This is a genomic window from Micromonospora sp. AMSO31t, from assembly GCF_008868175.1.
Lineage (GTDB): Bacteria > Actinomycetota > Actinomycetes > Mycobacteriales > Micromonosporaceae > Micromonospora.
Map to the genome: position 1 here is coordinate 23,512 of NZ_WBKT01000034.1, position 21,765 is coordinate 45,276.

At 75.2% G+C, this 21,765-nt stretch carries 23 protein-coding genes; 14 read left to right on the forward strand and 9 right to left on the reverse strand.

What is annotated here, in order from left to right; translation table 11 throughout:
* Nucleotides 1-66: 66 nt before the first annotated feature.
* The 3 genes from radA to F8274_RS10920 form a co-directional block, all read right to left on the reverse strand.
* Nucleotides 67-1,515, reverse strand: coding sequence for a DNA repair protein RadA (gene radA / locus F8274_RS10910; RefSeq protein WP_151462174.1), 1,449 nt, complete (start codon nucleotides 1,513-1,515; stop codon nucleotides 67-69).
* 106 nt (nucleotides 1,516-1,621) lie between these two features.
* Nucleotides 1,622-2,431, reverse strand: a complete 810-nt coding sequence (locus F8274_RS10915) for a hypothetical protein (protein WP_151462175.1) — start codon at nucleotides 2,429-2,431, stop codon at nucleotides 1,622-1,624.
* 141 nt (nucleotides 2,432-2,572) lie between these two features.
* Entirely contained in the window at nucleotides 2,573-3,412 is an 840-nt protein-coding gene (locus F8274_RS10920) for a UbiA family prenyltransferase (protein WP_151462176.1), read from the reverse strand.
* A 45-nt stretch (nucleotides 3,413-3,457) separates the two neighbouring features.
* Here F8274_RS10920 and F8274_RS10925 point away from each other — a divergent pair, with 45 nt between their 5' ends.
* The 4 genes from F8274_RS10925 to F8274_RS10940 all read left to right on the forward strand — a co-directional run bounded on the left by F8274_RS10925 (nucleotide 3,458) and on the right by F8274_RS10940 (nucleotide 7,339).
* The gene (locus tag F8274_RS10925) at nucleotides 3,458-4,213 is read left to right on the forward strand and encodes a methyltransferase domain-containing protein (RefSeq protein WP_151462177.1); all 756 of its coding nucleotides are present in this window, start codon (nucleotides 3,458-3,460) and stop codon (nucleotides 4,211-4,213) included.
* A 42-nt stretch (nucleotides 4,214-4,255) separates the two neighbouring features.
* A complete protein-coding gene (locus tag F8274_RS10930) occupies nucleotides 4,256-5,422 on the forward strand; it encodes an acyl-CoA dehydrogenase family protein (protein ID WP_151462178.1) in 1,167 nt (388 codons plus the stop codon).
* Between the two features lie 260 nt (nucleotides 5,423-5,682).
* Nucleotides 5,683-6,732 carry a type III polyketide synthase gene (locus F8274_RS10935; RefSeq protein ID WP_151462179.1) on the forward strand — a complete coding sequence of 350 codons (1,050 nt, stop codon included), beginning with the start codon at nucleotides 5,683-5,685 and terminating at the stop codon, nucleotides 6,730-6,732.
* A gap of 40 nt (nucleotides 6,733-6,772) precedes the next feature.
* Nucleotides 6,773-7,339 carry a hypothetical protein gene (locus F8274_RS10940; protein WP_151462180.1) on the forward strand — a complete coding sequence of 189 codons (567 nt, stop codon included), beginning with the start codon at nucleotides 6,773-6,775 and terminating at the stop codon, nucleotides 7,337-7,339.
* 7 nt (nucleotides 7,340-7,346) lie between these two features.
* Here the strand turns inward: F8274_RS10940 and F8274_RS10945 are convergent, their stop codons facing one another.
* Nucleotides 7,347-8,048, reverse strand: coding sequence for a hypothetical protein (locus tag F8274_RS10945; RefSeq protein WP_151462181.1), 702 nt, complete (start codon nucleotides 8,046-8,048; stop codon nucleotides 7,347-7,349).
* Nucleotides 8,049-8,374: 326 nt separating this feature from the next.
* Here F8274_RS10945 and F8274_RS10950 point away from each other — a divergent pair, with 326 nt between their 5' ends.
* The 3 genes from F8274_RS10950 to ispF are packed head-to-tail and all read left to right on the forward strand — an operon-like array spanning nucleotide 8,375 to nucleotide 10,108.
* Nucleotides 8,375-8,860, forward strand: a complete 486-nt coding sequence (locus tag F8274_RS10950) for a CarD family transcriptional regulator (RefSeq protein ID WP_091626665.1) — start codon at nucleotides 8,375-8,377, stop codon at nucleotides 8,858-8,860.
* 53 nt (nucleotides 8,861-8,913) lie between these two features.
* The gene (ispD, locus tag F8274_RS10955; protein WP_151462182.1) at nucleotides 8,914-9,609 is read left to right on the forward strand and encodes a 2-C-methyl-D-erythritol 4-phosphate cytidylyltransferase; all 696 of its coding nucleotides are present in this window, start codon (nucleotides 8,914-8,916) and stop codon (nucleotides 9,607-9,609) included.
* A 16-nt stretch (nucleotides 9,610-9,625) separates the two neighbouring features.
* Nucleotides 9,626-10,108: a 2-C-methyl-D-erythritol 2,4-cyclodiphosphate synthase gene (ispF, locus tag F8274_RS10960; RefSeq protein WP_151462183.1), complete on the forward strand. Its 483-nt coding sequence runs from the start codon at nucleotides 9,626-9,628 to the stop codon at nucleotides 10,106-10,108.
* A gap of 35 nt (nucleotides 10,109-10,143) precedes the next feature.
* Here ispF and F8274_RS10965 read toward each other — a convergent pair whose 3' ends face one another.
* The gene (locus tag F8274_RS10965) at nucleotides 10,144-10,671 is read right to left on the reverse strand and encodes a hypothetical protein (RefSeq protein ID WP_151462184.1); all 528 of its coding nucleotides are present in this window, start codon (nucleotides 10,669-10,671) and stop codon (nucleotides 10,144-10,146) included.
* Nucleotides 10,672-10,857: 186 nt separating this feature from the next.
* Between F8274_RS10965 and F8274_RS10970 the strand changes: the two genes are divergently transcribed.
* Together F8274_RS10970 and F8274_RS10975 are read left to right on the forward strand one after the other, a co-directional pair.
* Nucleotides 10,858-12,213: a BTAD domain-containing putative transcriptional regulator gene (locus tag F8274_RS10970; protein ID WP_151462185.1), complete on the forward strand. Its 1,356-nt coding sequence runs from the start codon at nucleotides 10,858-10,860 to the stop codon at nucleotides 12,211-12,213.
* A 53-nt stretch (nucleotides 12,214-12,266) separates the two neighbouring features.
* Complete coding sequence (locus F8274_RS10975; RefSeq protein WP_151462186.1) at nucleotides 12,267-13,304, forward strand: lipopolysaccharide assembly protein LapB; 1,038 nt, start codon at nucleotides 12,267-12,269, stop codon at nucleotides 13,302-13,304.
* Here F8274_RS10975 and F8274_RS10980 read toward each other — a convergent pair.
* On the reverse strand, nucleotides 13,301-14,467 hold the full coding sequence (locus tag F8274_RS10980; protein ID WP_151462187.1) for a homogentisate 1,2-dioxygenase: 1,167 nt from the start codon (nucleotides 14,465-14,467) through the stop codon (nucleotides 13,301-13,303). The genes F8274_RS10975 and F8274_RS10980 overlap by 4 nt on opposite strands.
* Before the next feature lie 94 nt (nucleotides 14,468-14,561).
* On the opposite strand from F8274_RS10980, the gene F8274_RS10985 reads away from it, so the two are divergent.
* The 5 genes from F8274_RS10985 to F8274_RS11005 all read left to right on the forward strand — a co-directional run bounded on the left by F8274_RS10985 (nucleotide 14,562) and on the right by F8274_RS11005 (nucleotide 18,899).
* Nucleotides 14,562-15,419 (forward strand): hypothetical protein, encoded by an 858-nt coding sequence (locus F8274_RS10985; protein ID WP_151462188.1) that lies wholly within the window; start codon nucleotides 14,562-14,564, stop codon nucleotides 15,417-15,419.
* Complete coding sequence (gene fahA / locus F8274_RS10990) at nucleotides 15,416-16,615, forward strand: fumarylacetoacetase (RefSeq protein ID WP_151462189.1); 1,200 nt, start codon at nucleotides 15,416-15,418, stop codon at nucleotides 16,613-16,615. The genes F8274_RS10985 and fahA overlap by 4 nt, the downstream gene beginning before the upstream one ends.
* Nucleotides 16,616-16,756: 141 nt before the next feature.
* On the forward strand, nucleotides 16,757-16,966 hold the full coding sequence (locus F8274_RS10995) for a DUF397 domain-containing protein (protein WP_151462190.1): 210 nt from the start codon (nucleotides 16,757-16,759) through the stop codon (nucleotides 16,964-16,966).
* Nucleotides 16,967-17,076: 110 nt separating this feature from the next.
* Nucleotides 17,077-17,559, forward strand: a complete 483-nt coding sequence (locus tag F8274_RS11000) for an SRPBCC family protein (protein ID WP_151462195.1) — start codon at nucleotides 17,077-17,079, stop codon at nucleotides 17,557-17,559.
* An 86-nt stretch (nucleotides 17,560-17,645) separates the two neighbouring features.
* Nucleotides 17,646-18,899 carry a PQQ-binding-like beta-propeller repeat protein gene (locus F8274_RS11005; protein ID WP_151462191.1) on the forward strand — a complete coding sequence of 418 codons (1,254 nt, stop codon included), beginning with the start codon at nucleotides 17,646-17,648 and terminating at the stop codon, nucleotides 18,897-18,899.
* Nucleotides 18,900-19,015: 116 nt separating this feature from the next.
* On the opposite strand, the gene hisC is transcribed toward F8274_RS11005, so the two are convergent.
* From hisC to F8274_RS11020, 3 genes are all read right to left on the reverse strand, one after another.
* Complete coding sequence (gene hisC, locus F8274_RS11010) at nucleotides 19,016-20,119, reverse strand: histidinol-phosphate transaminase (RefSeq protein ID WP_151462192.1); 1,104 nt, start codon at nucleotides 20,117-20,119, stop codon at nucleotides 19,016-19,018.
* A complete protein-coding gene (locus F8274_RS11015) occupies nucleotides 20,116-21,123 on the reverse strand; it encodes an RDD family protein (protein ID WP_151462193.1) in 1,008 nt (335 codons plus the stop codon). The genes hisC and F8274_RS11015 overlap by 4 nt, the downstream gene beginning before the upstream one ends.
* A gap of 78 nt (nucleotides 21,124-21,201) precedes the next feature.
* Nucleotides 21,202-21,765: RDD family protein (locus F8274_RS11020; protein ID WP_225853718.1), on the reverse strand; the 564-nt coding region annotated here is incomplete at its 5' end.

The following is a 21,765-nucleotide window of genomic DNA, read 5'->3' on the forward strand; positions in this document are numbered from 1 at the left end:
GTCGCCGACCGGGTGCGCCGGCTGTCCGGAATCGCCCGGCCGGTCCCACCGCACGCCTACCGACCGTCACTCCGCCGACGCGCGCGCGGCAGCCTGGAGGGCCGCCCGGACGTCGGTGACCTCCGTCACCCGCATGTTCTCCGGGGCCACCCCGCTGCTGCCCGGGCCGCAGCCGGGCGGCACGAGGGCCTGCCGGAAGCCGAGTCGGGCGGCCTCGGCCAGCCGGCGAGGCACCGCCCCGACCCGGCGCACCTCGCCGGTCAGGCCCACCTCGCCGATGGCCACCAGCTGCGGGTTGAGGGCCAGGTTGAGCCCGCCGGAGGCGACCGCCAGGGCCACGGCCAGGTCGGCCGCCGGCTCGACCACCCGGATGCCGCCCACCGTGGCGGCGAAGACCTCGCGGTCGTGCAGCGTCAGCCGCTCGGTGCGCCGTTGGAGCACCGCGAGCACCATGGCCAGCCGGGCGCCGTCCAGCCCGGAGACCGTGCGCCGGGGGGAGCCGGCGACCGTGGCGCCGATCAACGCCTGCACCTCGGTGACCAGGGCCCGCCGCCCCTCCATGGCCACCGTCACGCAGGTGCCCGGCACCGGCTCGGAGTAGCGGGTCAGGAAGAGGCCGGACGGGTCGGCCAGGCTGCTGATGCCGCCCTCGTGCATCTCGAAGCAGCCCACCTCGTCGGCCGCGCCGAACCGGTTCTTCACCCCCCGGACCATGCGCAGCGAGGAGTGCTTGTCGCCCTCGAAGTGCAGCACCACGTCGACCAGGTGCTCCAGCACCCGGGGGCCGGCGACCTGGCCGTCCTTGGTGACGTGCCCGACCAGCACGGTGGCGACGCCGCGCTCCTTGGCGACCGCGACCAGCGCCGCGGTGACCGCCCGGACCTGGGTGACCCCGCCCGGAACGCCCTCGGTGCCGGTCGTGGAGATCGTCTGCACCGAGTCGAGGACCAGCAGCCCCGGCTTGACCGCGTCGAGGTGGCCGAGCACCGCCGACAGGTCGCTCTCGGCGGCCAGGTAGAGCTGATCGTGCAGGGTGCCCATCCGCTCGGCGCGCAGCCGCACCTGGCTGACCGACTCCTCACCGCTGACGACCAGCGACGGGCTGCCCGCGTTGGCCGCCCACTGCTGGGCGACGTCGAGCAGCAGGGTGGACTTGCCGACCCCCGGCTCGCCGGCGAGCAGCACCACCGCGCCGGGGACCAGACCGCCGCCGAGCACCCGGTCGAGCTCGCTGACGCCGGTGGCCCGGGCCCGGGCGGGCGCGGCGCTGATGGTGGCGATCGGGCGGGCCGGCTCTGCGGGCATCCGGGAGCTGACCACCCGGCCGGAGACCAGCGGGCCGCTCACCGTGCACTCGACCACCGAGCCCCACTCGCCGCACTCCGGGCAGCGCCCGACCCACTTGGGTGGCTGGTGGCCGCAGGCGTCGCACTCGTAGGCCGGGCGGGGCTCACGGGCGGCGGCGCGGCCGCGACCGGCGGCGGGTCGGGGCGAGGCGGATCGGGGCGTGCTCACCCCAGGACGCTAACCGGACGGTACGACGAAAGCCCACCCGGAAACGGCGACACCGCCGGCGTGGCGCTGGCCACGGCGGCGGTGTCGTCGACGATCGCGGGGACGGTCAGCTGTGGCCGCCGCCCTCGTTGCCGCCCTCCTCCAGGCCACCCGGGTGCCCGGCGCCACCCTCCTCGCGCGGCTGCACCACGGGCGAGGCGGGCGCCGGCGGGGTCAGTGGGACGCCGACGGCCGCACCGGTCTTGATCACCTTGCCGCCGCCGAAGTCGAAGGTCAGGTTGACCCGCTGGCCGACGAGCAGGTCCTCGTTCAGGCCGACGAGCTGGAGGAACTGCGGGCTGTTGCTGGTGAGCTGGAGGTAGCTCAGGGCCGGGATCTCGAACCGCGCCGGCCGGCCGGCCGGGGCCGAGCTGGCGGACGGCGACGGGTTGGCCGAGGCCGATCCGCTGGCCGAGGCGGAGCCGCTGGCCGACGGCGACTCCTCGGTGCCGAGCGACTGGCTCGGCGAGGCGCTCGGGTCGGTCGCGGTGGGCGACGCGGAGGCCGGCTCGGTCGGCGAGCCGGTCGGGGTGGCCTCGTCGCTGCCCGCCCCGGCGCCGCTGAGCACGATCTCCCGCGCGCTGTCGGTGGTGACGGTCACGGTCACCGGCTCCCGGCTGTCGTTGTAGACCACGACGTTGACCCGGGCCTGCGCACCCGCCTTGTAGCCCTCGGGGCCGGGGAACTCCAGGTAGAGGCCGCGCACCTTGTAGAGGTTGTCGGGGGTCTGGACGTTGACGCCCTGCACCGACGGGATCTTGTTGGCGGTCTCGGCCACCTGGCCGGCGCCGCACCCGGTCAGCAGCAGGCTCGCTGCCGCCGCCGTACCGGCCAGCAACAGGGCCGCCCGCCGGGAACCCCTGATCGAGCGCGTCACGTCGGTCCTCCTCGTCACGATCCCCACCCGGCCGGACGCCGGACACGGGGTGGCCATACCCGCGCAGACCGCGCTCCAGGGTAGTTGGAGCTGATCGAGGCCCGCACGCCGACCCGGTATTGCCACCTTCGAGGGGACCGGTCAGACGACCCGACCGCTCGCCACCAGGAGCACCACATCGATCAGGGCCACGACCATCACCGCCCGGAAGGCGGCCACCGGTCGGGCGCCGTCCCCGGTCGCCGTGCGTCCGGCGTACCAGCCGAGGGCCGGGACCCCGACGGCGGCGGCGACCGCCGCCAACCCGGCCCACGACGGCGGTCCGGGTGGGCCGACGACCAGCGCCACGGTGGCCGCGAGGAGCAGCCCGGCGGCGGCCACCCGGCTGCCCGCCGGCCCGAGCCGGTGGGGCAGCCCGCGCACCCCGGTCCGCGCGTCGTCGGCCAGGTCCGGCAGCACGTTGGCGAAGTGCGCCCCGGCGCCCAGCAGCGCCGCGGCGGCGACCAACCAGACCGGTGGCGCGGGCGCGTTCGGCAGGGCCAGCACCACGAAGGCCGGGAGCGCGCCGAACGAGACCGCGTAGGGCAGCACCGAGACCGGAGTCGACTTCAGCGGCCAGTTGTAGAGCAGCGCCGAGACCAGGCCGAGGGTGGCGCAGAGCGCCGCTGCCGGACCCGCGGCCAGTGCCAGCAGCGGGGTGGCGACGGCGGCCGGCACGGTGGCGCGGGCCAGGACCCGCCGCGAGACCGCGCCGGTGGCCACCGGTTTGTCGGTACGCCCCACCGTGGCGTCCCGGTCGGCGTCGATCAGATCGTTGCTCCAGCCCACGGCGAGCTGGCTGGCCAGCACCGTGAGCGACACGACGGCGACCCCGCCCGGACCGTGCCCCACCGCCCGGGCGAGCAGCCCGGCCACCACGGTCACCGCGGCGGCCGGCTCCGGGTGGCTCGCCTTGACCAGCCCTAACACCGACATCGACATAAGGGAAGTCTGGTCGTTACCGGGGAGTCGTGCCACGCTCGGTCCATGCGAGACGCGGCACCGGTGTCCACCCCACCCCGGGTGCTGCCGCCCAACGATCCCCGCCAGTACGACGACCTGGCCGGCGAGTGGTGGCGACCGGACGGCGCGTTCGCGATGCTGCACTGGCTGGCCCGGGCCCGTGCGGCCATGGTGCCACCGGCGTCCGAAAGGGACGCGCTGCTCGTCGACCTGGGTTGTGGCGCCGGCCTGCTCGCTCCCCACCTGGTCGGCAAGGGCTACCGGCACGTCGGCGTGGACCTGACCCGCTCCGCCCTCGACCAGGCCGCCGCGCACGGCGTGACGGTGATCCAGGGCGATGCCACCGCCGTCCCGCTCGCGGACGGCTGCGCCACCGTGGTCTCCGCCGGTGAGCTGCTGGAACACGTACCGAACTGGCGCCGCGCGGTGGCCGAGGCCTGCCGGCTGCTGCGGCCCGGCGGCCTGCTGGTGCTCGACACGCTCAACGACACCCTGCTGGCGCGGCTGGTCGCGGTGGAGCTCGGCGAGCGGCTGCCCACCGTGCCGCGCGGCATCCACGATCCACGGTTGTTCGTGGACGCCCGCGCGTTGGCCGCCGAATGCGCCCGCCACGGCGTGGCGCTGCGGCTGCGCGGGATCCGCCCCGAGCTGGGCGGCACACTGGCCTGGCTGCTGCGCCGGCTGCGCGGCGGCGACCGTCCCGCCCGGACGGAGCCGCGCATCGTGCCGACGTGGTCGACCGCCGTGCTCTACCAGGGCCGCGGGCACCGGAGCGGGTAGCGGGGGCCGCCCGGGGTAAAGGGACGCCGAGAAGGGGGCTACATGACTGTGCACGCGCTGGAGGCGGCCCGCAGGTTGGCGCCGCGACTGGCCGCCCGCGCGGCCGACCACGACCGGGACGGCTCGTTCCCGGTCGAGGACTTCGCCGACCTCCGCGAGGCCGGCCTGTTCGGGCTGATGGTGCCGCGCGAGCTGGGCGGCCTGGGCGCCACCTTCGCCGAGTACGCCGCGGTCGCCACCGAGCTGGCCCGGGGCAACGGCGCGACGGCGCTGGTGTTCAACATGCACGCCTCGGTCACCGGCGCGCTGGGGGCGGTGACCGAGGAGCTGGCCGAGGCGCTCGGCGTACCCGATGAGGCGCTGGCCGCCCGGGACCGGCTGCTCCGCGCGGCGGCCGAGGGCGCCTGGTACGCGGTGGCCATGAGCGAACGCGGCGCCGGCGCCCGGCTGTCCCAGCTCAGCACGGTCTACGAGGCCGCCGAGGGCGGCTGGCACCTCAAGGGCAGCAAGACGTTCTGCTCCGGCGCGGGCCACCCGGACGGCTACCTGGTGGCCGCCCGCAGCGCCACCGACCAGTCGGTGGTCTCCCAGTTCCTGGTGCCGGCCGGGGAGGGGATCACCGTCGAGCCCACCTGGGACTCGCTGGGCATGCGCGCCACCTCCTCCCACGACCTGCACCTGGACGTGACCGTGCCGGCCGACCGGCTGCTCGGCGGAGTGGAGGGTCTGGCCCTGGTGGTCGCCCAGCTCATGCCGCACTGGCTGGTGGCCAGCTACGCGGCCGTCTACGTCGGGGTGGCCCGGGCCTCGATCGACGCGGCGGCCGAGCACCTCAACGCCCGCAACCTGGCCGGCCTGCCGGCGGTCCGGGCCCGGCTGGGCCGGGCCGACGCGGCCGTCGCGGCGGCCGAGCTGGTGGTGGCCGAGGCGGCCCGCCGGGTCGACGAGGCACCCGGCGACGAGGAGACCAACCGCTGGGTGTGGCGCGCGAAGCTGCTCGCCGGCACCACGGCGGCCGACGTGGCGGCGTCCATGCTGGAGGCCGCGGGCACCTCGGCCACCCGGCGGGGGCATCCCCTGGAGCGGCTCTACCGGGACGCCCGGTGCGGCTCGCTGCACCCGGCCACGTCCGACGTCTGCGCCGACTGGCTCGGCATCGCCGCGCTCGGTGGGGACCCGGACCGCGACGGTTCGGCGCCTCGTTGGTGAGCGCGAGGAGTGAGCCGGTCCTGCGAGCCCCGCAGGCGCGAACGAAGGGTGGCTTGGTGAGCGCGAGGAGTGAGCCGGTCCTGCGAGCCCCGCAGTCGCGAACGAAGGGTGGCTTGGTGAGCGCGAGGAGTGAGCCGGTCCTGCGAGCCCCGCAGTCGCGAACGAAGGTGGCTTGGTGAATCGGTTTTGCGAGGGCCGCAGTCGTGAGCGGGCGGGCCTCGTTGGTGAAGCGTGGGGTTGCGGGACGAGAGGTGGGGGACATGGGCGTGCCGGTGATCGCGGGCCTGGGTACGGCGCAGCCGCCGTCCGCCGCGCAGGACGAGCTGTGGGCGGGCTTCTTCGCGAAGCACTTCTCCGGGACCACCCGGGCGCTGGCCGAGCGGATCTTCGCCAACTCCGGGGTGTCCCGCCGGCAGGCGGCGGTGAACCCGCTGCTGGAGGACGTCTCCGAGTGGCCCACGGAACGCCGGATGCGGCGCTACCAGGTCGAGGCGTTGCCGCTGGGCAAGGAGGCCGTCGGCCGGGCGCTGACGGCCGCCGGCCTGGACGCCGGTGACGTCGGGCTCTTCGTGGTCTGCTCCTGCACCGGGTACGCCACCCCGGGGCTGGACATCCTGCTCGCCCGGGACCTGGGCATGGCCCCGGACACCCAGCGCATGTTCGTCGGGCACATGGGCTGCTACGCGGCCCTGCCCGGGCTGGGCGCGGCGAGCGACTTCGTGACGGCCCGGGGCCGCCCCGCGCTGCTGCTCTGCGCGGAGCTGACCAGCCTGCACATCCAGCCGCCGGGTGCCCGGGTGGACACCCAGCAGATCGTCTCGCACGCGCTCTTCTCGGACGCCGCGGTCGCCGCCGTGGTCGTCCCCGGCGGCCGGGGGTACGCGCTGCGCGAGGTCACCTCGGTCACCGACACCTCCACGGCCGACCACATGACCTGGGACGTCACCGACACCGGCTTCCGGATGGGGCTGTCACCGAAGGTGCCGCAGGTGCTCTCGCACCACGTCCGGGGCCTGGTGGACGACCTGCTGGCCCGCCACGGGTGGCACCGCGACGACGTGGACGGCTGGGCGGTGCACCCGGGCGGCCCCCGCATCCTGAACGTGGTGGAGCGGGAGTTGGCCCTGCCGCCGACGGCGCTCGCCGTGTCCCGGGCCGTCCTGGACGAGCACGGCAACTGCTCGTCGCCGACGGTGCTGCTGATCCTGGACCGGCTGCGCCGGGCGGAGACGCCGCCGGAGCGGGTGGTGATGCTGGCCTTCGGGCCGGGCCTCACCCTCTACGCGTCCCTGCTGGAGCGCACCGCCTGACGGGTCGGTGGCCGCCGCCGCGCGCCGATACGCTCTGCGCGTGGCTCCCGACGAGCGGATCCGGCGCGCGCTGCTGGCCGGCCTGACGGTGGCGGCGCTGGCGGCCGGTGCGGCCTGGTGGCGGGCGGCGGAGCCGGCGCTGGGGCGGACCGGGCCCGACCCCGCGGCGTCCGCCGGCGCCTTCCTCGAACCCGGCCTCCGGGTGACGCTTGACGTGAAGACCGGTCGGGTGGTGCCGGGGCCGGAGGCGGATCCGGACGAGCCGGTGGTGATCGAGGAGAATCCCGACGGGGTGGCGCGGTGGCGCGACGTCTCGCACACGGTGTGGCGGGAGCAGTCCCTCCTGATGCCGGACGGCGGCCCGGTGACCCGCCGGGCGAATGCGTCGGACGGTGCCCGGTTCCTGCTCACAGTCTCGTGCTCGGGCGCGGGCGCGGTTTCCGTCGGGTTCACCGGCTCGTCAGAGGACGAGACGGAGCTGGGGCTGAGCTGCAACGGGCCGGCTGACCGCGTGGTGGTGACGGCGCGCGGCGGGCCGCTCCTGGTGCGCTTCACCGCGGCCCGCGACCAGGTCGACCTCGACGCCCGGCTGGACGAGCTCAACTGAGCGCGGGTCAGCCGGCCAGCCGCGCCAGGTCGTCGCGGTAGTCGGTCACCGGCCCCAACTCCGGCACCACCCGGACCAGGGCGCCCTGCCGGTCCACCAGCAGGGCGGCGGCCGTGCCGGGATGGGCGGACAGGTGCAGGTAGGAGCGGAGGCCGCCGGCCGGGTCGGCGAGCGGGCGTACCCCTGGTGCGGTGGCGGCGCCGGCGGCGCGGTCCTCGGTGACGGTCACCACGGTGACCCCCGGCGGCGCGGCGGCCGCCGCGATGCTGACCTGCTCCGTGCAGGCGCACGCGTCCACCAGGACGATCATGGCGGGCAGCAGGCTGCGCAGCGGCACCGGTGCGTCGTCGGGGCCGACCAGGTCGAGCGCGGGCAGCGGCCCGACGGGGGCCGTCGGGTATGGCAGCACGGTGGGCGCGCCCCCGGAGCGGCTGGCCCGGGGCCAGGTGACGGCGGCCAGCCCGGTGAGGGTGATCAGCACGGCGACCAGGAGGACCAGGACCGGCAGCCCGATCGACGGCCGGACGGCCGGACCGAGGTGCGGCCCCTGGCCGACCTGGCGGTCGGCCCGGCGCAGCTCGCGGCGGACCTGACGGGCCTCCTCGGCCAGCGCCGAGGCGTCGTCGGGGACGACCACCCGGCCCCACTCCGGGGGCAGGTCGGGCAGCCCGTCCGGCGGCCCGTGGCCTTCAGCGTCAGGCATGCCCATCGGACCCCCAGGAGCCGTCTCGGGAGCGGACGTCAGTCCATCTCCAGCGTCCCGCACCGGTCGTCGTACCGCCACACCTGGGCGCATCTGGAATTCCGGAGCTACCATGGGAGGAGCGCATAGCCCTAGATGTGAACGCTTCCGTCACTCTTACCGGGTTGTCATCCACTGGTCACGGAGCGTGTCGAAACCATCGGCTAGACCGCCTGTCAAGCTGAAGAAATACCTCTCACAGGGCCCCTGAGCTGCGCCAACGGTCAGGACAGCGGTGAGACATCGGTGCCTGAGCGTGTTACCCTAGACACAGCGAAAGGGGTTTCGAACCTATGGTTTTCAGTGTCGGCGAGACCGTTGTTTACCCCCACCACGGGGCCGCACTCATCGAGGCAATCGAGACTCGGGTCATCAAGGGCGAGCCTAAGCAGTACCTCGTCCTGAAGGTCGCGCAGGGTGACCTGACGGTCCGGGTGCCCGCCGAGAACGCCGAGATCGTGGGTGTGCGCGAGGTGGTCGGCGAAGAGGGCCTGGGCAAGGTCTTCGACGTGCTCCGTGCACCGCACACCGAGGAGCCGACCAACTGGTCGCGGCGTTACAAGGCGAATCTGGAGAAGCTGGCCTCCGGTAACCCGCTGAAGGTCGCCGAGGTCGTCCGCGACCTGTGGCGTCGGGAGCGGGAGCGGGGTCTCTCCGCGGGTGAGAAGCGCATGCTGGCCAAGGCACGCGACATTCTCGTCGGCGAGGTCGCGCTGGCCGAGAAGAGCACCAAGGACGAGGCGGAGACGCTGCTCGACAAGGTGCTGACCGAGGCCTGATCCACAGCAGTCGTCGTACCCACCCCGTAGCAAACGAATCCGAGGACCGCGACGTGACCGCGCAGCTCAATCCGCGCGGTGACGTCGCGGTCCTTGTTCCTGCGGCCGGCGCCGGGGTACGCCTCGGCCCGGGCGCCCCCAAGGCGCTCCGGCCGCTCGCCGGCGAGCCGCTGCTGGTGCACGCGGTCCGCCGGATCGCCGTCGCACCCTCGGTGCACACGATCGTGGTGGCCGCCCCGGCCGCCGACGTCGAGTCGGTGCGGCTGCTGCTCGCGCCGGTGGCCCCGGTGACGGTCGTCCCCGGCGGCGCCGAGCGCCAGGCGTCGGTGGCCGCCGCGCTGGCCGCCGTCCCCGCCGGTCCGGAGATCATCCTCGTGCACGACGCGGCACGGGCGCTCACCCCGCCCGAGCTGGTCGAGTCGGTGGCCGCGGCCGTCCGCGGCGGCCACGACGGGGTGATCCCGGTGCTGCCGGTGGTCGACACCGTCAAGGAGGTCGACGCGGGCGAGCGGGTCCTCGGCACGGTCGACCGGGCCGCCCTGCGCGCGGTGCAGACCCCGCAGGGTTTCCGCCGGTCGGTGCTGACCGCCGCCCACGAGGCGGCCGGCGATGCGCTCACCGACGACGCCGGCCTCGTCGAGAAGCTCGGCGTCGCGGTGGTCTGCGTACCCGGGTCGGAGCTGGCCCTGAAGATCACCCGCCCGTTCGACCTGGCCCTGGCCGAGCACCTGCTGGCCACCGGCGCCTGACGCGTACTCTCGGTTCATGATCGTTCCTCGGGTGGCCATCGGGACGGACGTGCACGCCTTCGCGGCCGGGCGGCCCTGCTGGGTCGCCGGCCTGCACTGGCCGGACCAGGACGGCCTGGCCGGCCACTCGGACGCCGACGTGGCCGCGCACGCCGCCTGCAACGCCCTGCTCTCCGCGGCCGGCCTGGGCGACCTGGGCGCCAACTTCGGGGTGGACCAGCCGGAGTGGGCGGGCGCGTCCGGGGTGGCCCTGCTGACCGAGAGCGCCCGGCGGGTCCGGGCGGCCGGCTTCGAGATCGGCAACGTGTCGGTCCAGGTGGTCGGCAACCGGCCGAAGATCGGTCCCCGCCGGGAGGAGGCGCAGCGGGTGCTCTCCGCGGCGGTCGGCGCGCCGGTCACCGTGTCCGCCGCGACCACCGACGGCCTGGGCTTCACCGGGCGCGGCGAGGGGCTCACCGGGATCGCGGTGGCCCTCGTGTACGAGGCGCCGGCGGCGTGACGCGGCGACCGGGGTGGCCCGGTCGCCGCGCCCGGTCAGTCGACGTCGGTGCAGACGTTGTGGGTCGTGCCGTGGAGCATCGTGATGGTCTTGTCGAAGGTGGGCGTGAACTCCACGGTGAACTGGCCGTCGACGATCCACAGCCCCTTCGGCAGCGAGCCCGCGTTCTCCCGGAAGCCGAGCAGCACCGGCCCGGTCACGTACCAGGTCATCGACCCGTCGGTGCCGTAGACGACCAGTGAGGTGCCGCTCGCGTCCGCCGTGGACGTGGCTCCAGTCTCCAGGTTGGTCACCCGGTCGATCAGGGCGCCGGTGAACAGCTCCCGCTTCGGCGAGCCGTCCGGGTACGTCGCCAGGGTCAGCTTCCGGACCTCGTCGACGATCGGTTCGACCCGCACCGCGAAGTCGCACCGGGCTCCGGCGGGCATCTCGAACGCCTCCTGCGGGGCGGGCTCCCAGGCGCCGTGGCCGCTGCCGCCGGTGGCGGCGGACGCCGAGCCGGGCAGGGCCGTGACGATCGCGGCCACGACCGACGCCACCGCGACGCTCATCTTGAAACGCATTGTCACTCCATCCGTGCTTCTGGTCAGGGCCGGACCAGGATCACCGGGCCCGCTCACCACGGACCCACCACGCCTGCCGCTCCAGCCGGCCCGGTCCGCCCGGCTGCCGGACCGGCCGCCGGTGCGCTCACCATCCGCTCACCTGTGGATGACAACCGCCGGCCCGCGCCAGGCTGTCTGTTCGGTATGGAGTTCCGCCTGCTCGGACCTTTCGAGGCCCGCCACCAGGGCCGGCCGGTCGAGGTCGGCAGCCGCCGTCAGGAGCGCTGCCTGCTCGGTGTGCTGCTGCTCGACACGGGACGGATGGTCCGGACCGACCGCCTCATCGACCTGCTCTGGAACGGCCGGCCGCCGGCGTCGGCCCGCGGTGCGGTGCAGACGTACATCGGTCGGTTGCGGGGAGCGCTGACGCCCTACGGGGTGCGGATCAGCACCCGGGGGCAGGGTTACCTCGTCGAGGCGGACGAGCATCGCGTCGACGTCGACGAGTTCGGCGAGCTGGTGCGGGCGGCCGGCGCCGCCGCCGACCCCGCCGAGCGGGTGCGGCTGCTCGACCGGGGGTTGGCCCTCTGGCGCGGGCCGCTGCTCGCGGACGCGGCGGACGGCGAGCTGCGGGACCGGCTGCACGGGACCGTCGAGGAGCTCCGGCTGGTCGCCGTCGAGCTGCGTGCCGAGGCGCAGCTCGCACTGGGCCAGCACGCCCGGGCGGTCGCCGAGCTGATGCCCCTGGCCGCCCGGCACCCGGCCCGGGAACAGCTCGTCGCCGTGCTGATGACCGCGCTGTACCGGGGTGCCCGTCAGGCCGACGCGCTGCGCCTGTACGGGACCACCCGGCAGTTGCTGGTGGACGAGCTGGGCGTCGAGCCGGGACCGCGCCTGCGGGAGGTGCACCGCCGGATCCTGCGAGGCGACGACCGGCTGGACCGGCCCGGGCGGCCCGTCTACGAGGTCCGGGTACGCGACGAGTGCCTGCCCTGGAGCGTCGGGGGGCACCCGGCGCTGGACTTCTGCAACACCTTCGCCGGATGGGGGCACGAACCGCCGCTGCCGGGCGCCGAGTGGCTGCGCGGCTACCGCACCCTGGCCGTGTGGGCCGGGCACGTGGGGCTGGTCGACGACGTCTCGGTGGGCCGGCTGCTGCACCTGGCCCGGCGGGACCCCGACCGGGCCGAGGCGGTGCTCGCCGAGGCCCGGGACCTGCGGCACGCGCTGTACGGGTGCCTGACCGACCCGGACGGCCGGCACGGGTTCGAGGTGGTCGCCCGGTACGCGGAGACCGCCGCGAAGGAGCTGGTGTTCCGGCGCGAGACCGACGGTCGCGGGCGCTGGTGGCCGGACCTCGCGGCCGGGCTCCGGATGCCCCTGCACGCGGTCGCGTGGAGTGCGGCCCACCTGCTCGCCGACCCGCGCCGGCTCGCCCTCCGCAGCTGCCCGGACGAGCGGTGCGGGTGGCTCTTCCTGGACGAGAGCGGGCTGCGGCGCTGGTGCAGCCTGGGTACCTGCGGGCGCTCGCCGGACCGGTCCCGCTGCCACAGCGCCTGACCGGCGTCCGCGGCCGGCGGCGGGGGCAGCGGCCGGCGGTTACGCTCGGCGGGATGCCGAACGACGCCGCCCCCGACCAGTCCGCCGCCGACGGCTTCGTCCAGCGCGCGCAGCTCCTCGCCGAACTGGGCCGGTACGACGAGGCCGCCGAGGAACTCGACGGGGCGCTCGCCACCGATCCGGGCAACGCCGCGGCGTTGACCATGCTGGCCCGGGTGCACCTCGCCGCAGCCCGGCCGGCGGAGGCGCTCCCGATCGCCGAGGCCGCCGTGGCCGCCGCCCCCGGGACCGTGTCGCCGCTGGTGGCGCGCGGCTTCGCCCTGGTCGACCTGGGCCGGTGGAAGGCCGCCGCGAGCACGGCTGACGAGATGCTGGCGCTCGGCCCGGACGACGCGTACGCCCAGCGGAGCGCCGCCGCGATCCTGGCCGGCGCGCGCAACGGGCAGGCCGCGCTCAACGCCGCCTGGCGCGGTGTGGAGCTGGCTCCGGACACCGCCCAGGCGCATCTGGTGCTCGGTCTGGTCGCGGCCCGGCTGGAGCTGTACGACCTGGCCGAGCGGGCCTACCGGGAGGCGTTGCGGCTGGATCCGGCGCTGGCCGAGGCGCGGCACGACACGGGTGTGCTCCGGCTGGAGCAGCGCCGCTACGCGGAGGCGCTGGAACACCTGGCCGAGTCGGCGGCCCTGGACCCGGCCGGCGGCGACACCCGCCGGACCGTGGCGGACGGGTTGCGCGAGCTGGTTCTCTACGGCGCGGGCTGGTCGCTGGTGGCCGGCGTGCTGGTCGCCTTCCTGGCGCCGGTCGCGCCGGGACCGTCCCGGATCCTCGCGGTGCTGACCGCGGTCGGCGGGGCTCTGCTGGCCCGGCGGTACGCGGCCCGGCTGCCCGATCGGCTGGGCACGATCGTGGCCGGGCTGTTCCGCGCCGATCCGGCCCTGGCCCTGGCCGTGTGCGCGGTGGCCGCCGCCCCGGTGCTGCTGGTGCTCTACGCGCTGGTCGGCGGCCCGTGGCCGCTGGTCGCCGGGATCACGGCCACGGTGGTGGCCGAGTTCGTCGTGCTCGCCCGGCCCGGCCATCACCCCCGGCGCTAGGCCCGGCGCGCCCAGGTCCAGGCGTACGCGTCGTCCTCGCAGGCGGTCGCGGCGTCGCAGAGATCCAGCGGGCGGAAGGTGTCCACCATGACCGCCAGCTCGTCGAAGAACTCCGCCCCGATCGACCGCTCGGCGGCGCCCGGCTGGGGGCCGTGGGTGAAGCCGGACGGGTGCAGCGAGATCGAGCCCTGCTCGATGCCGGAGCCGCGCCGGGCCTCGTAGTTGCCGCCGGTGTAGAAGAGCATCTCGTCGGAGTCGACGTTGTGGTGGTTGTACGGCACCGGGATGGCGCCCGGGTGGTAGTCCACCTTGCGCGGTACGAACGAGCAGATCACGAAGTTCGGGCCCTGGAAGGTCTGGTGCACCGGCGGCGGCTGGTGGATCCGGCCGGTGATCGGCTCGAAGTCGTGGATGGAGAACGCCCACGGGTACATGTGCCCGTCCCAGCCGACCACGTCGAACGGGTGGTTCGCGTACACGTACCGGGTCCAACCCCGCCGGTGGCGGACCAGCACCTCGACGTCGGTCTCGTCGACCAGCAGCGGGGTGTCCGGTCCGCGGACGTCCCGCTCGCAGTAGGGCGAGTGCTCCAGGAACTGCCCGCGCACCGAGAGGTAGCGCTTGGGCGGGCCGACGTGGCCGGCGGCCTCGATGGCGAGCAGCCGGGTCGGCTCGTCGCCGGTGGGCACGAGGCGGTGGATGGTCGAGGTGGGGATGACGACGTAGTCGCCGGCCACCGCCTCCAGCACGCCGAACGGCGACTCCACCCGCAGCGTCCCGGACTCCACGTAGAGGCAGTGGTCGCCGGTGGCGTCGCGGAACAGCGGCGACGGCCGGTCGGCCAGCACGTAGGCGATCCGCACGTCGTCGTTGGCGAGCAGGTACTGCCGGCCGAGCACCGGGTCGGCGCCGGCGCCGTCGAGCTTGTGGGTGCGCAGGTGTCGCGGCTTGAGCGGCAGGTTGGGTGCGCGGGTGAAGGCGGGCGGGGCGAACTCCTCGGCGGCCACGATCGCCGTGGGCGCGTGCCGGTGGTAGAGCAGCGACGAGTCGGAGGAGAAACCCTCCTGGCCGACCAGCTCCTCGGCGTAGAGGGTGCCGTCGGGCTGGCGGAACTGGGTGTGGCGCTTGCGGGGCACCTCGCCGACGCTGCGGTAGTACGGCATCTCGCCTCCCGATATGTCCCGTTCTCCGGCCGGTGACGTCCGATAATCGGACGCAGTTGTCCGTTCCTTGTAGCGTCCCGTAGATTCTTGTCTCGTGTCAACGCAGGTGCCCCGCCTCTTCGCCGGCCTGGTCGACGACGCGGCGGTCTTCCCGCCCGGCAGCGCCCCGCTGCCGGACGCCGTGACCGCCCACCGCCGGCATCGGACCGGGTGGTACGCCGACCTGGTCGGCCCGCTGCTCCTGCCCGCCTCGACGCTGCCCGACCTGCCCGACCTGCTCGCTCCGGAGGCGACCCTGGCGGTCGGCGTGATCGGCGACGTGCCGGTCGGCCGCCTGGAGGCGGCCCTGGCCGAGGCGGACGCCCGGCTCGCCGTCCGCCAGGTCGAGGCGCCCGTCGCCAAGCGCGGCGAGGACCCGCAGCCCGGCCTGGCCGACCTGCTCAAGCTCGCCGAGCGCGTCACCGGCACCACCGTGTACGCGGAGATCCCGCTGACCTTCGGGCTGATGGGCGCGCTCGACGCCCTCGCCGCGGCGCGGGCCGGCGGGCTGCCCGTGGCCGCCAAGTTCCGCACCGGCGGGCTGGCCGCCGAACTCTTCCCGACCCCGGTGGAGCTGGCCGCCGTGATCTGTGCCTGCCGGGACCGGGGGCTGCCGTTCAAGCTGACCGCCGGGCTGCACCAGGCGCTCCGGCACCGGGACCCGGAGACCGGCTTCACCCACCACGGGTTCGTCAACGTGCTGGCGGCGACGCTGGCCGCCACCGGGGGCGCCGAGGTCGACGGGGTGGCCGAGCTGCTCGCCGCCACGGACCCGCTCCGGGTGGTCGAGCTGGCCCGGGCGCACCAGGAGGCCGAGCGGCCGCTCTGGGTCGGCTACGGCTCGTGCAGCATCTCCGAACCACTGACCGATCTGATCCGGCTGGGGCTGGTGAACGGGGGCTTCGAGGAATGAGCTGGGTGACTGGTGCGGCGGGTTCGCCGTACGGGGTGAGCAACCTGCCGTACGGGGTGTTCCGGCAGGGCGACCGCGAGCCGCGGATCGGCGTGCGCATCGGTGACTTCGTGCTGGACCTGGCGGGTGCGGAGGCCGCCGGGCTGGTGCTGGCCGCCGGCGCGCTCGGGCGGCACACCCTCAACGACTTCATGGCGCTCGGCCGTCCGCAGTGGACCGCCGTGCGGCAGCGGGTCACCGAGCTGCTCACCGACCCGGCGCACCGGCCGGCCGTGGAGCCGCTGCTGGTGCCGCTGCGCGAGGTGGAACTGCTGCTCCCGTTCGAAGTCGCGGACTACGTCGACTTCTACTCGTCCGAGCACCACGCGTCGAACGTCGGGCAGATCTTCCGCCCCGGCCAGCCGCCGCTGCTGCCGAACTGGAAGCACGTGCCGATCGGCTACCACGGCCGGGCCGGCACCGTGGTCGTCTCGGGCACCCCCGTGGTGCGCCCCGCCGGCCAGCGGCCCACCGCGCAGGGCCCGACCACGGGCGCCTCCGTCCGGCTGGACATCGAGGCCGAGGTCGGCTTCGTGGTCGGGGTGCCGAGCCGGCTCGGTGACCGCGTCCCGGTCGGGGACTTCGCCGACCACGTCTTCGGCGTGGTGCTGGTCAACGACTGGTCGGCCCGGGACATCCAGGCCTGGGAGTACCAGCCGCTCGGCCCGTTCCTGGGCAAGTCCTTCGCCACCTCGGTCTCGGCCTGGGTCACCCCGCTGGACGCGCTGGCCGACGCCTTCGTGCCCGCGCCCGACCAGGACCCGCCGGTCCAGGACTACCTGCGCGACACCCCGCACCTCGGCCTCGACCTGAGCCTGTCGGTCGAGTGGAACGGGGAGCGGGTCGCCGAACCCCCCTTCGCCACCATGTACTGGACCCCGGCCCAGCAGCTCGCCCACCTCACCGTCAACGGCGCCTCCCTGCGGACCGGCGACCTCTACGCCTCCGGCACCGTCTCCGGCCCGGAGCGCGGGCAGGTCGGGTCGTTCCTGGAGCTGACCTGGGGCGGGGCCGAGCCGGTCAAGTTCGCCGACGGCGCCGCCCGCACCTTTTTGGAGGACGGCGACACGGTGACGATCACCGCCACCGCGCCCGGCCCGGACGGCACCACGATCGCCCTCGGCGAGGTCAGCGGCACCGTCCTGCCGGCCCGCTGAGTCGGCCTGTTCACTCTGCGTCCCCGGTCGCACCCGCTGTGCGACCGGGGGCGTTTCCTGCGCCGTTGATCGTCGCGGATTGCGTACGCCCCGGCGGTGCGGGCCGGGGCGCACCCGAGTGGAACAGGAAGGACCGCGAGGATGACCGAGTTGACCGGCGCCGTCTGGCGCACCAGCAGCCGCTCCAACGATCAGGGCCTCTGCGTCGAGGTGGCGACCAACGTGGTCGCCGCGCACGGCGTGGTGGGCGTACGCGACTCGAAGGACCCCCAGGGTCCGGCGCTCACGGTCAGCCCACCGGGCTGGACCGCGTTCGTCGCCGCGATCCGGGGTGACGCCTTCCGCTCCTGACCGCTCACCGCGCGCCCGGTGCCCCGATCGGGGCACCGGTGGTGGAAATGTCACCGCAAGGCTCCCCTTACCCGGTGACGGCCCGTACCGTGGACGACACGGGAGGTGCCATGTCGACGGTGACGGTTTCCGCATTCATCGAAGCGCAGGACGTCGACGTCTGGCGGCTCCTCACCGACCTCCCGGCGCGGGCCGACTGGCTCTCCGCGGTCGGCGCGGTCGACGTCCTCAGCCCCGGCGACCTCGGGCCCGGCACCGCCTGGCGGGAAACCCGGGTCCGGCCCGACGGCGTCGCCGAGCCGGAGGAGTTCCTGGTGGTCGAGGCGGTCGCCCCGGCGCGGCTGGTGCTCAGCTCGCAGGGCGCGGGCGCCGACTACCGGATCACCTGGACGCTGCGCACCGTGGAGCGCCGGCGGCGCGGCTGCACCGAGGTCACCGTCGAGCACGAGGCGGTGCCGACCCGCGCGTACGGGCGGGTGCTGGCGCTGATCCTCGGCGGCCTGGCGGCCCGTGCGGTGGAGGGGGCCCTCCGTCGTGACCTGGCCGACCTGGCGCTGGCCGTCGGGCCCACCCGGTCCGCCGAGGCCGCCTGAGCCGACTCCGCCGGAGGCTCCGACCCCGGCCGGGCGCGCGGCCCCCGGGAACCGCCGCTGGGTAGGGTGCCGGGCGGAGGTGCGGCATGGGCAAGCCTGCGGGGCGGCGGATCGTGGTGGCGGTCGTGGCGGTGCTGGCCGTCGCGGCGGCGGCCGCCGTGATCCTCCGGGTCCTCGCGCCCGCCGAGGTCGAGACGGTCGCCCGGGGCGCGTACCCGGCCGCGCCGACCCCGCCGGTCGGGGTGATCGGCCGGCTGCCGGTGGCGCCGCTGGTCGTGGACGGCCGGCTCCGCGTCTACGCGGGCGCCCGCCAGGTGTACGCGGACCAGCCCGTCTCCGGGAAGCACCGGGTCACCCCGTTCTGGTCGTACCGCCGCTGGCCGGCCAAGCTGGTCGGGGTGCTCGCCGAGGGCACCACGGTGGTCAGTCGCTGGTCCGACGGGAAGCTGGTGGCGCTGGACGCGCGTACCGGGCGGGTCGCCTGGCGGGCCGACGGGCCGGAGCCGGGCGACGTGCCGAAGCCGCGCCGGACCCACGCCGCCACGGTCTGGGATCCGGCGGGCCTGCACGTGACCCGTGCCGCTGACGGCCGTGCCGTGCTGGTCGCCGCCGGTCCCGGTGCGGTGGGCGGGTACGCCCTGGCGGACGGCCGCCGGCTGTGGCGTGCGGAGGTGGCGCGGGGCTGCCGCGCCGACGTGGGCACGACGGCCGCCGGCGAGCTGCTCGGGGTGGACTCCTGCGCCGGGCCGGCCACCATCGAGTTCCGGGACGCCGCGACCGGAGCGGTACGGACCCGCTGGCGACCGCCGGACGCCCCGGAGCAGCTCGTGGTGACGCCGCTCGGCTGCCGGGACGGGCACTCGGCCTGCCGCGGGCTGCGTACCTCCGGGCGGGGGGACGAGACCGGCCGGGGGTGGCTGGTCCCCGGCGCCGGCGATCCGGTTGCCGCTGCCGTCCTGGACGGCCCGGACACCGAGCTGGACGGCGAGCACGCGGTGGTCATCGCGGGCGGCGTGGTCACCGGCCGGTCCGCCCGCACCGGCGCGGAGCTGTGGCGCCGGGCCGACCTGGGACCGGTGCGGATCCTGGCGGTCGAGCCGGGCCGGGTGCACCTGCTGACCGAGGCGCGGGAGCTGGTCACCGTCGACCCGACGACCGGCGCGGAGCGGTCCCGGTTCGCCCTGGACATCGGCCGGGACGGGATCGGCTGGCAGCCCGGCCGGGCACACGCGGCGGGCGGCTACGTGGCGGTGGAACGGCTCCGCGAGCGGGCCCGTCCGGACGACGACGACCAGGGGTACTTCCTGATGGCCGAGCCGGTGCTCCTGGCCGCGACCTGATCCGGTGCTCGCTCGACAAAACGGACAAAAGGTATTAGAGTTCCCAATATCCCGTCGGTCGAGGCGTCCGGGGCCGGTCCGTGGGGGGTTGACGGACCGGCCCCGGACCTGCGCCATCAGGCCAGCGCGGCCTCGGCGGCGACCAGGAAGGCGTCGTTCTCGGCCGGGGTGCCGATGGTGACCCGCACCCCGTCGCCCGGGAACGGCCGGACGATCACGCCGCGCGCCTCGCACGCCCGGCCGAACTCGACGGCCCGCTCGCCCAGCGGCAGCCAGACGAAGTTGGCCTGGCTGTCCGGCGCGTCCGGGACGAACTTGCGCAGCGCCTCGGTGACCCGGTCCCGCTCGGCGACGACCAGCGCGCAGCGCCGCTCGACCTCGTCGGCCTGCGCGAGCGCGGCCAGGGCGCCGGCCTGCGCGGCCATGCTCGTCGAGAAGGGCGTGACCACCTTGCGCACGGCGGCGGCCACGGTCGGCTCGGCGACCAGCCAGCCGATCCGCAGGCCGGCCAGGCCCCACGCCTTGGACAGGGTGCGCAGCACCGCCACGTTCGGCCGGTCCAGGTAGCTCAGGCCGTCCGGCACCTCGGGGTCCGTGACGAACTCCCGGTACGCCTCGTCGATCACCACGAGCACGTCGTCCGGCACCGCGTCGAGGAAGCGGTCCAGCTCGGCCTTCCGGACCGCCGTGCCGGTCGGGTTGTTCGGGTTGCAGACCAGGATCATCCGGGTCCGGTCGGTCACCGCCGCCGCCATCGAGGCCAGGTCGTGGCCGTGGCCGGCGTCGTTCGGCACCCGCACGCTGGTCGCGCCGCTGGTCGCCGCGATGATCGGGTACGCCTCGAAGGACCGCCACGAGTAGAGCAGCTCGTCGCCGGGCAGGCAGGTGGCCCGGACCAGGTGCTCGGCCAGCGCCACCGAGCCGCAGCCGGTGGCGATCCGGTCGGCGTCCACGCCGTACCGCTCGGCGAGCGCCTGGCGCAGCGCCACCACGCCCATGTCCGGGTAGCGGTGCGAGCCGGCGACCGCCTCGGCGACCGCCTCCACGACGCCGGGCAGCGGGCCGTACGGGACCTCGTTGCTGGCCAGCTTGATCGCCTCGGGCAGGCCCAGCTCCCGGGCCAGGTCGGCCGGGCTGCGCCCGGGCACGTAGTTGGGCAGCGCGTCCAGGTCGGCGCGGGTGAGCCGCAGCGGAGGCTGGTGACGTCCGGTGTCGGTCATGGGGTGTCTCCCGGGGGGTTGGCGCGGTCGCGCGAGGTGGTACGGGTGTCAGGCCGGGTGCGGGGAAGCTGGACCACCACGGTCTGCGCCCGCTTGTCGTGCAGGGCCTGGCGCAGTGGCTGGTCGAAGAGCGGGGAGACCGCGTCCACGAACTGGAGCAGCAGGCCCAGGCCGCAGCAGTACCAGAGCAGGGTGGGCAGGCCGAGCGTGCTCCAGCGCCGGGTGGCCCGGCCGAAACCGAGCGGCTGGTCCGCCTCGACGGGCACCGCCCGGACACCCATGAGCCGCTTGCCGAAGGTCTGGCCGCGGGCGGCCATCGAGGGCACCTCGTACGCGAACCACAGCGCGGTGGCGATCAGCAGGATGGCGATCTGGAGCCCTGCGGCCTGCTCGCCCGGCTGGGGCAGCCCGTCGGTGGAGGTGTCCCCGGCCAGCGACCGGCGCACCGACTCGCGCAGGTACGGCGAGATCTCCTCGACGTAGCGCCAGACGAACCAGCCGTTGACCACGGCGTTGAGCAGGAACACCACGCCGAGGTCGATCAGGCGGGCGACCAGCCGGGCGCCGTACGAGGCGAGCGGCAGCCCGTGCGGGCGCGGCGCCGGCGGCCGTACCGGCCAGCCGGGGTACGGCCAGCCCGGCGGCGGTCCCTGCTGGCCCGGCTGTCCCGCCCACGGGCCGGGCTGTCCGGGCTGTCCCGGCTGTCCAGGCCACGGGCCGGCCTGCCCCGGCCACGGCTGTCCCGGGCCACCGACCGGCGGGCCCGGGTACGGCCCGGGGGCCGGCGTGCCGGGGTGCGGGCCCGGCACCGGGGCCGGCTGGCCCGGGTGCGGCGCGGCGGGGACGGGTGCCGGTGCGGCGGCGGGTGCCGGCTCGGGCGGCGGTGGTCCCTCGGGCGGGGTGGCGTCGACGGGGATCGGCGCGCCGACCCACCCCTCGCCGTCCCAGTACCGGCGGGTCTCGGGGTCGGCGGGGTCGACGTACCAGCCGGCCTGCACGCTCACGGCCGTGCCTCGCTGTGCTTCACGGCGTCATCTCAGTTCGCGACTGCGGGGCTCGCAAACCCGGCTCACTCCTCACGCTCACGGTGCAACCTTAACGACGACCGTTCCGGCGAACTTGTCGTGCAGGGTCTGCTGCCAGGGCTTGTCCCAGAGTTGCCAGAACCCGTCGAGGTAGTTGGCGAAGGGCACCAGCGAGCCGGCGACGAACTCCACCAGGTACCGCCGGCCGAGGACGCCCCGGGTCAGCGGCGCGGTCGGGTCGAGCGGGACGATGCGCAGCTTCATCGCCTTCTTGCCGAGCGTCTGGCCGGTCCGGCGGGCGTACTCGACGTGGTAGAGCCAGTAGAGGGCGAACATCACCAGCAGCAGCCCGGCCTCGGCGAGCAGGACCGGCAGGAAGAAGTCGGTCAGCATCGTGGCCGGGTCGGGCTCGGGCACCGTCCCGTCCGGGGCGACCGTCATCATCTCGTTGAACATCCGGAACCACAGCCAGAGGAAGACCGGCAGGAAGAGCACCATGGCCACCGCGCTCGCCAGCGCGGTGTCGATCAGCCAGGCGAGCAGCCGGTCGCCGAAACCGGCCAGCGGCTGCCCGTTGGGCGCCCGGGTGGGCGGCACGAAGGCGGCGTGCGGGGCGTACCC

Coding starts and splice junctions, on each gene's coding strand:
- F8274_RS10920 (WP_151462176.1), bottom strand. CDS start 3,412: ATGTCGATGTCGGTGTTAGGGCTGGTCAAGGCGAGCCACCCGGAGCCG.
- F8274_RS10925 (WP_151462177.1), top strand. CDS start 3,458: ATGCGAGACGCGGCACCGGTGTCCACCCCACCCCGGGTGCTGCCGCCC.
- F8274_RS10930 (WP_151462178.1), top strand. CDS start 4,256: ATGACTGTGCACGCGCTGGAGGCGGCCCGCAGGTTGGCGCCGCGACTG.
- F8274_RS10935 (WP_151462179.1), top strand. CDS start 5,683: ATGGGCGTGCCGGTGATCGCGGGCCTGGGTACGGCGCAGCCGCCGTCC.
- F8274_RS10945 (WP_151462181.1), bottom strand. CDS start 8,048: ATGGGCATGCCTGACGCTGAAGGCCACGGGCCGCCGGACGGGCTGCCC.
- F8274_RS10950 (WP_091626665.1), top strand. CDS start 8,375: ATGGTTTTCAGTGTCGGCGAGACCGTTGTTTACCCCCACCACGGGGCC.
- ispF (WP_151462183.1), top strand. CDS start 9,626: ATGATCGTTCCTCGGGTGGCCATCGGGACGGACGTGCACGCCTTCGCG.
- F8274_RS10965 (WP_151462184.1), bottom strand. CDS start 10,671: ATGCGTTTCAAGATGAGCGTCGCGGTGGCGTCGGTCGTGGCCGCGATC.
- F8274_RS10970 (WP_151462185.1), top strand. CDS start 10,858: ATGGAGTTCCGCCTGCTCGGACCTTTCGAGGCCCGCCACCAGGGCCGG.
- F8274_RS10975 (WP_151462186.1), top strand. CDS start 12,267: ATGCCGAACGACGCCGCCCCCGACCAGTCCGCCGCCGACGGCTTCGTC.
- F8274_RS10980 (WP_151462187.1), bottom strand. CDS start 14,467: ATGCCGTACTACCGCAGCGTCGGCGAGGTGCCCCGCAAGCGCCACACC.
- fahA (WP_151462189.1), top strand. CDS start 15,416: ATGAGCTGGGTGACTGGTGCGGCGGGTTCGCCGTACGGGGTGAGCAAC.
- F8274_RS10995 (WP_151462190.1), top strand. CDS start 16,757: ATGACCGAGTTGACCGGCGCCGTCTGGCGCACCAGCAGCCGCTCCAAC.
- F8274_RS11000 (WP_151462195.1), top strand. CDS start 17,077: ATGTCGACGGTGACGGTTTCCGCATTCATCGAAGCGCAGGACGTCGAC.
- F8274_RS11005 (WP_151462191.1), top strand. CDS start 17,646: ATGGGCAAGCCTGCGGGGCGGCGGATCGTGGTGGCGGTCGTGGCGGTG.
- hisC (WP_151462192.1), bottom strand. CDS start 20,119: ATGACCGACACCGGACGTCACCAGCCTCCGCTGCGGCTCACCCGCGCC.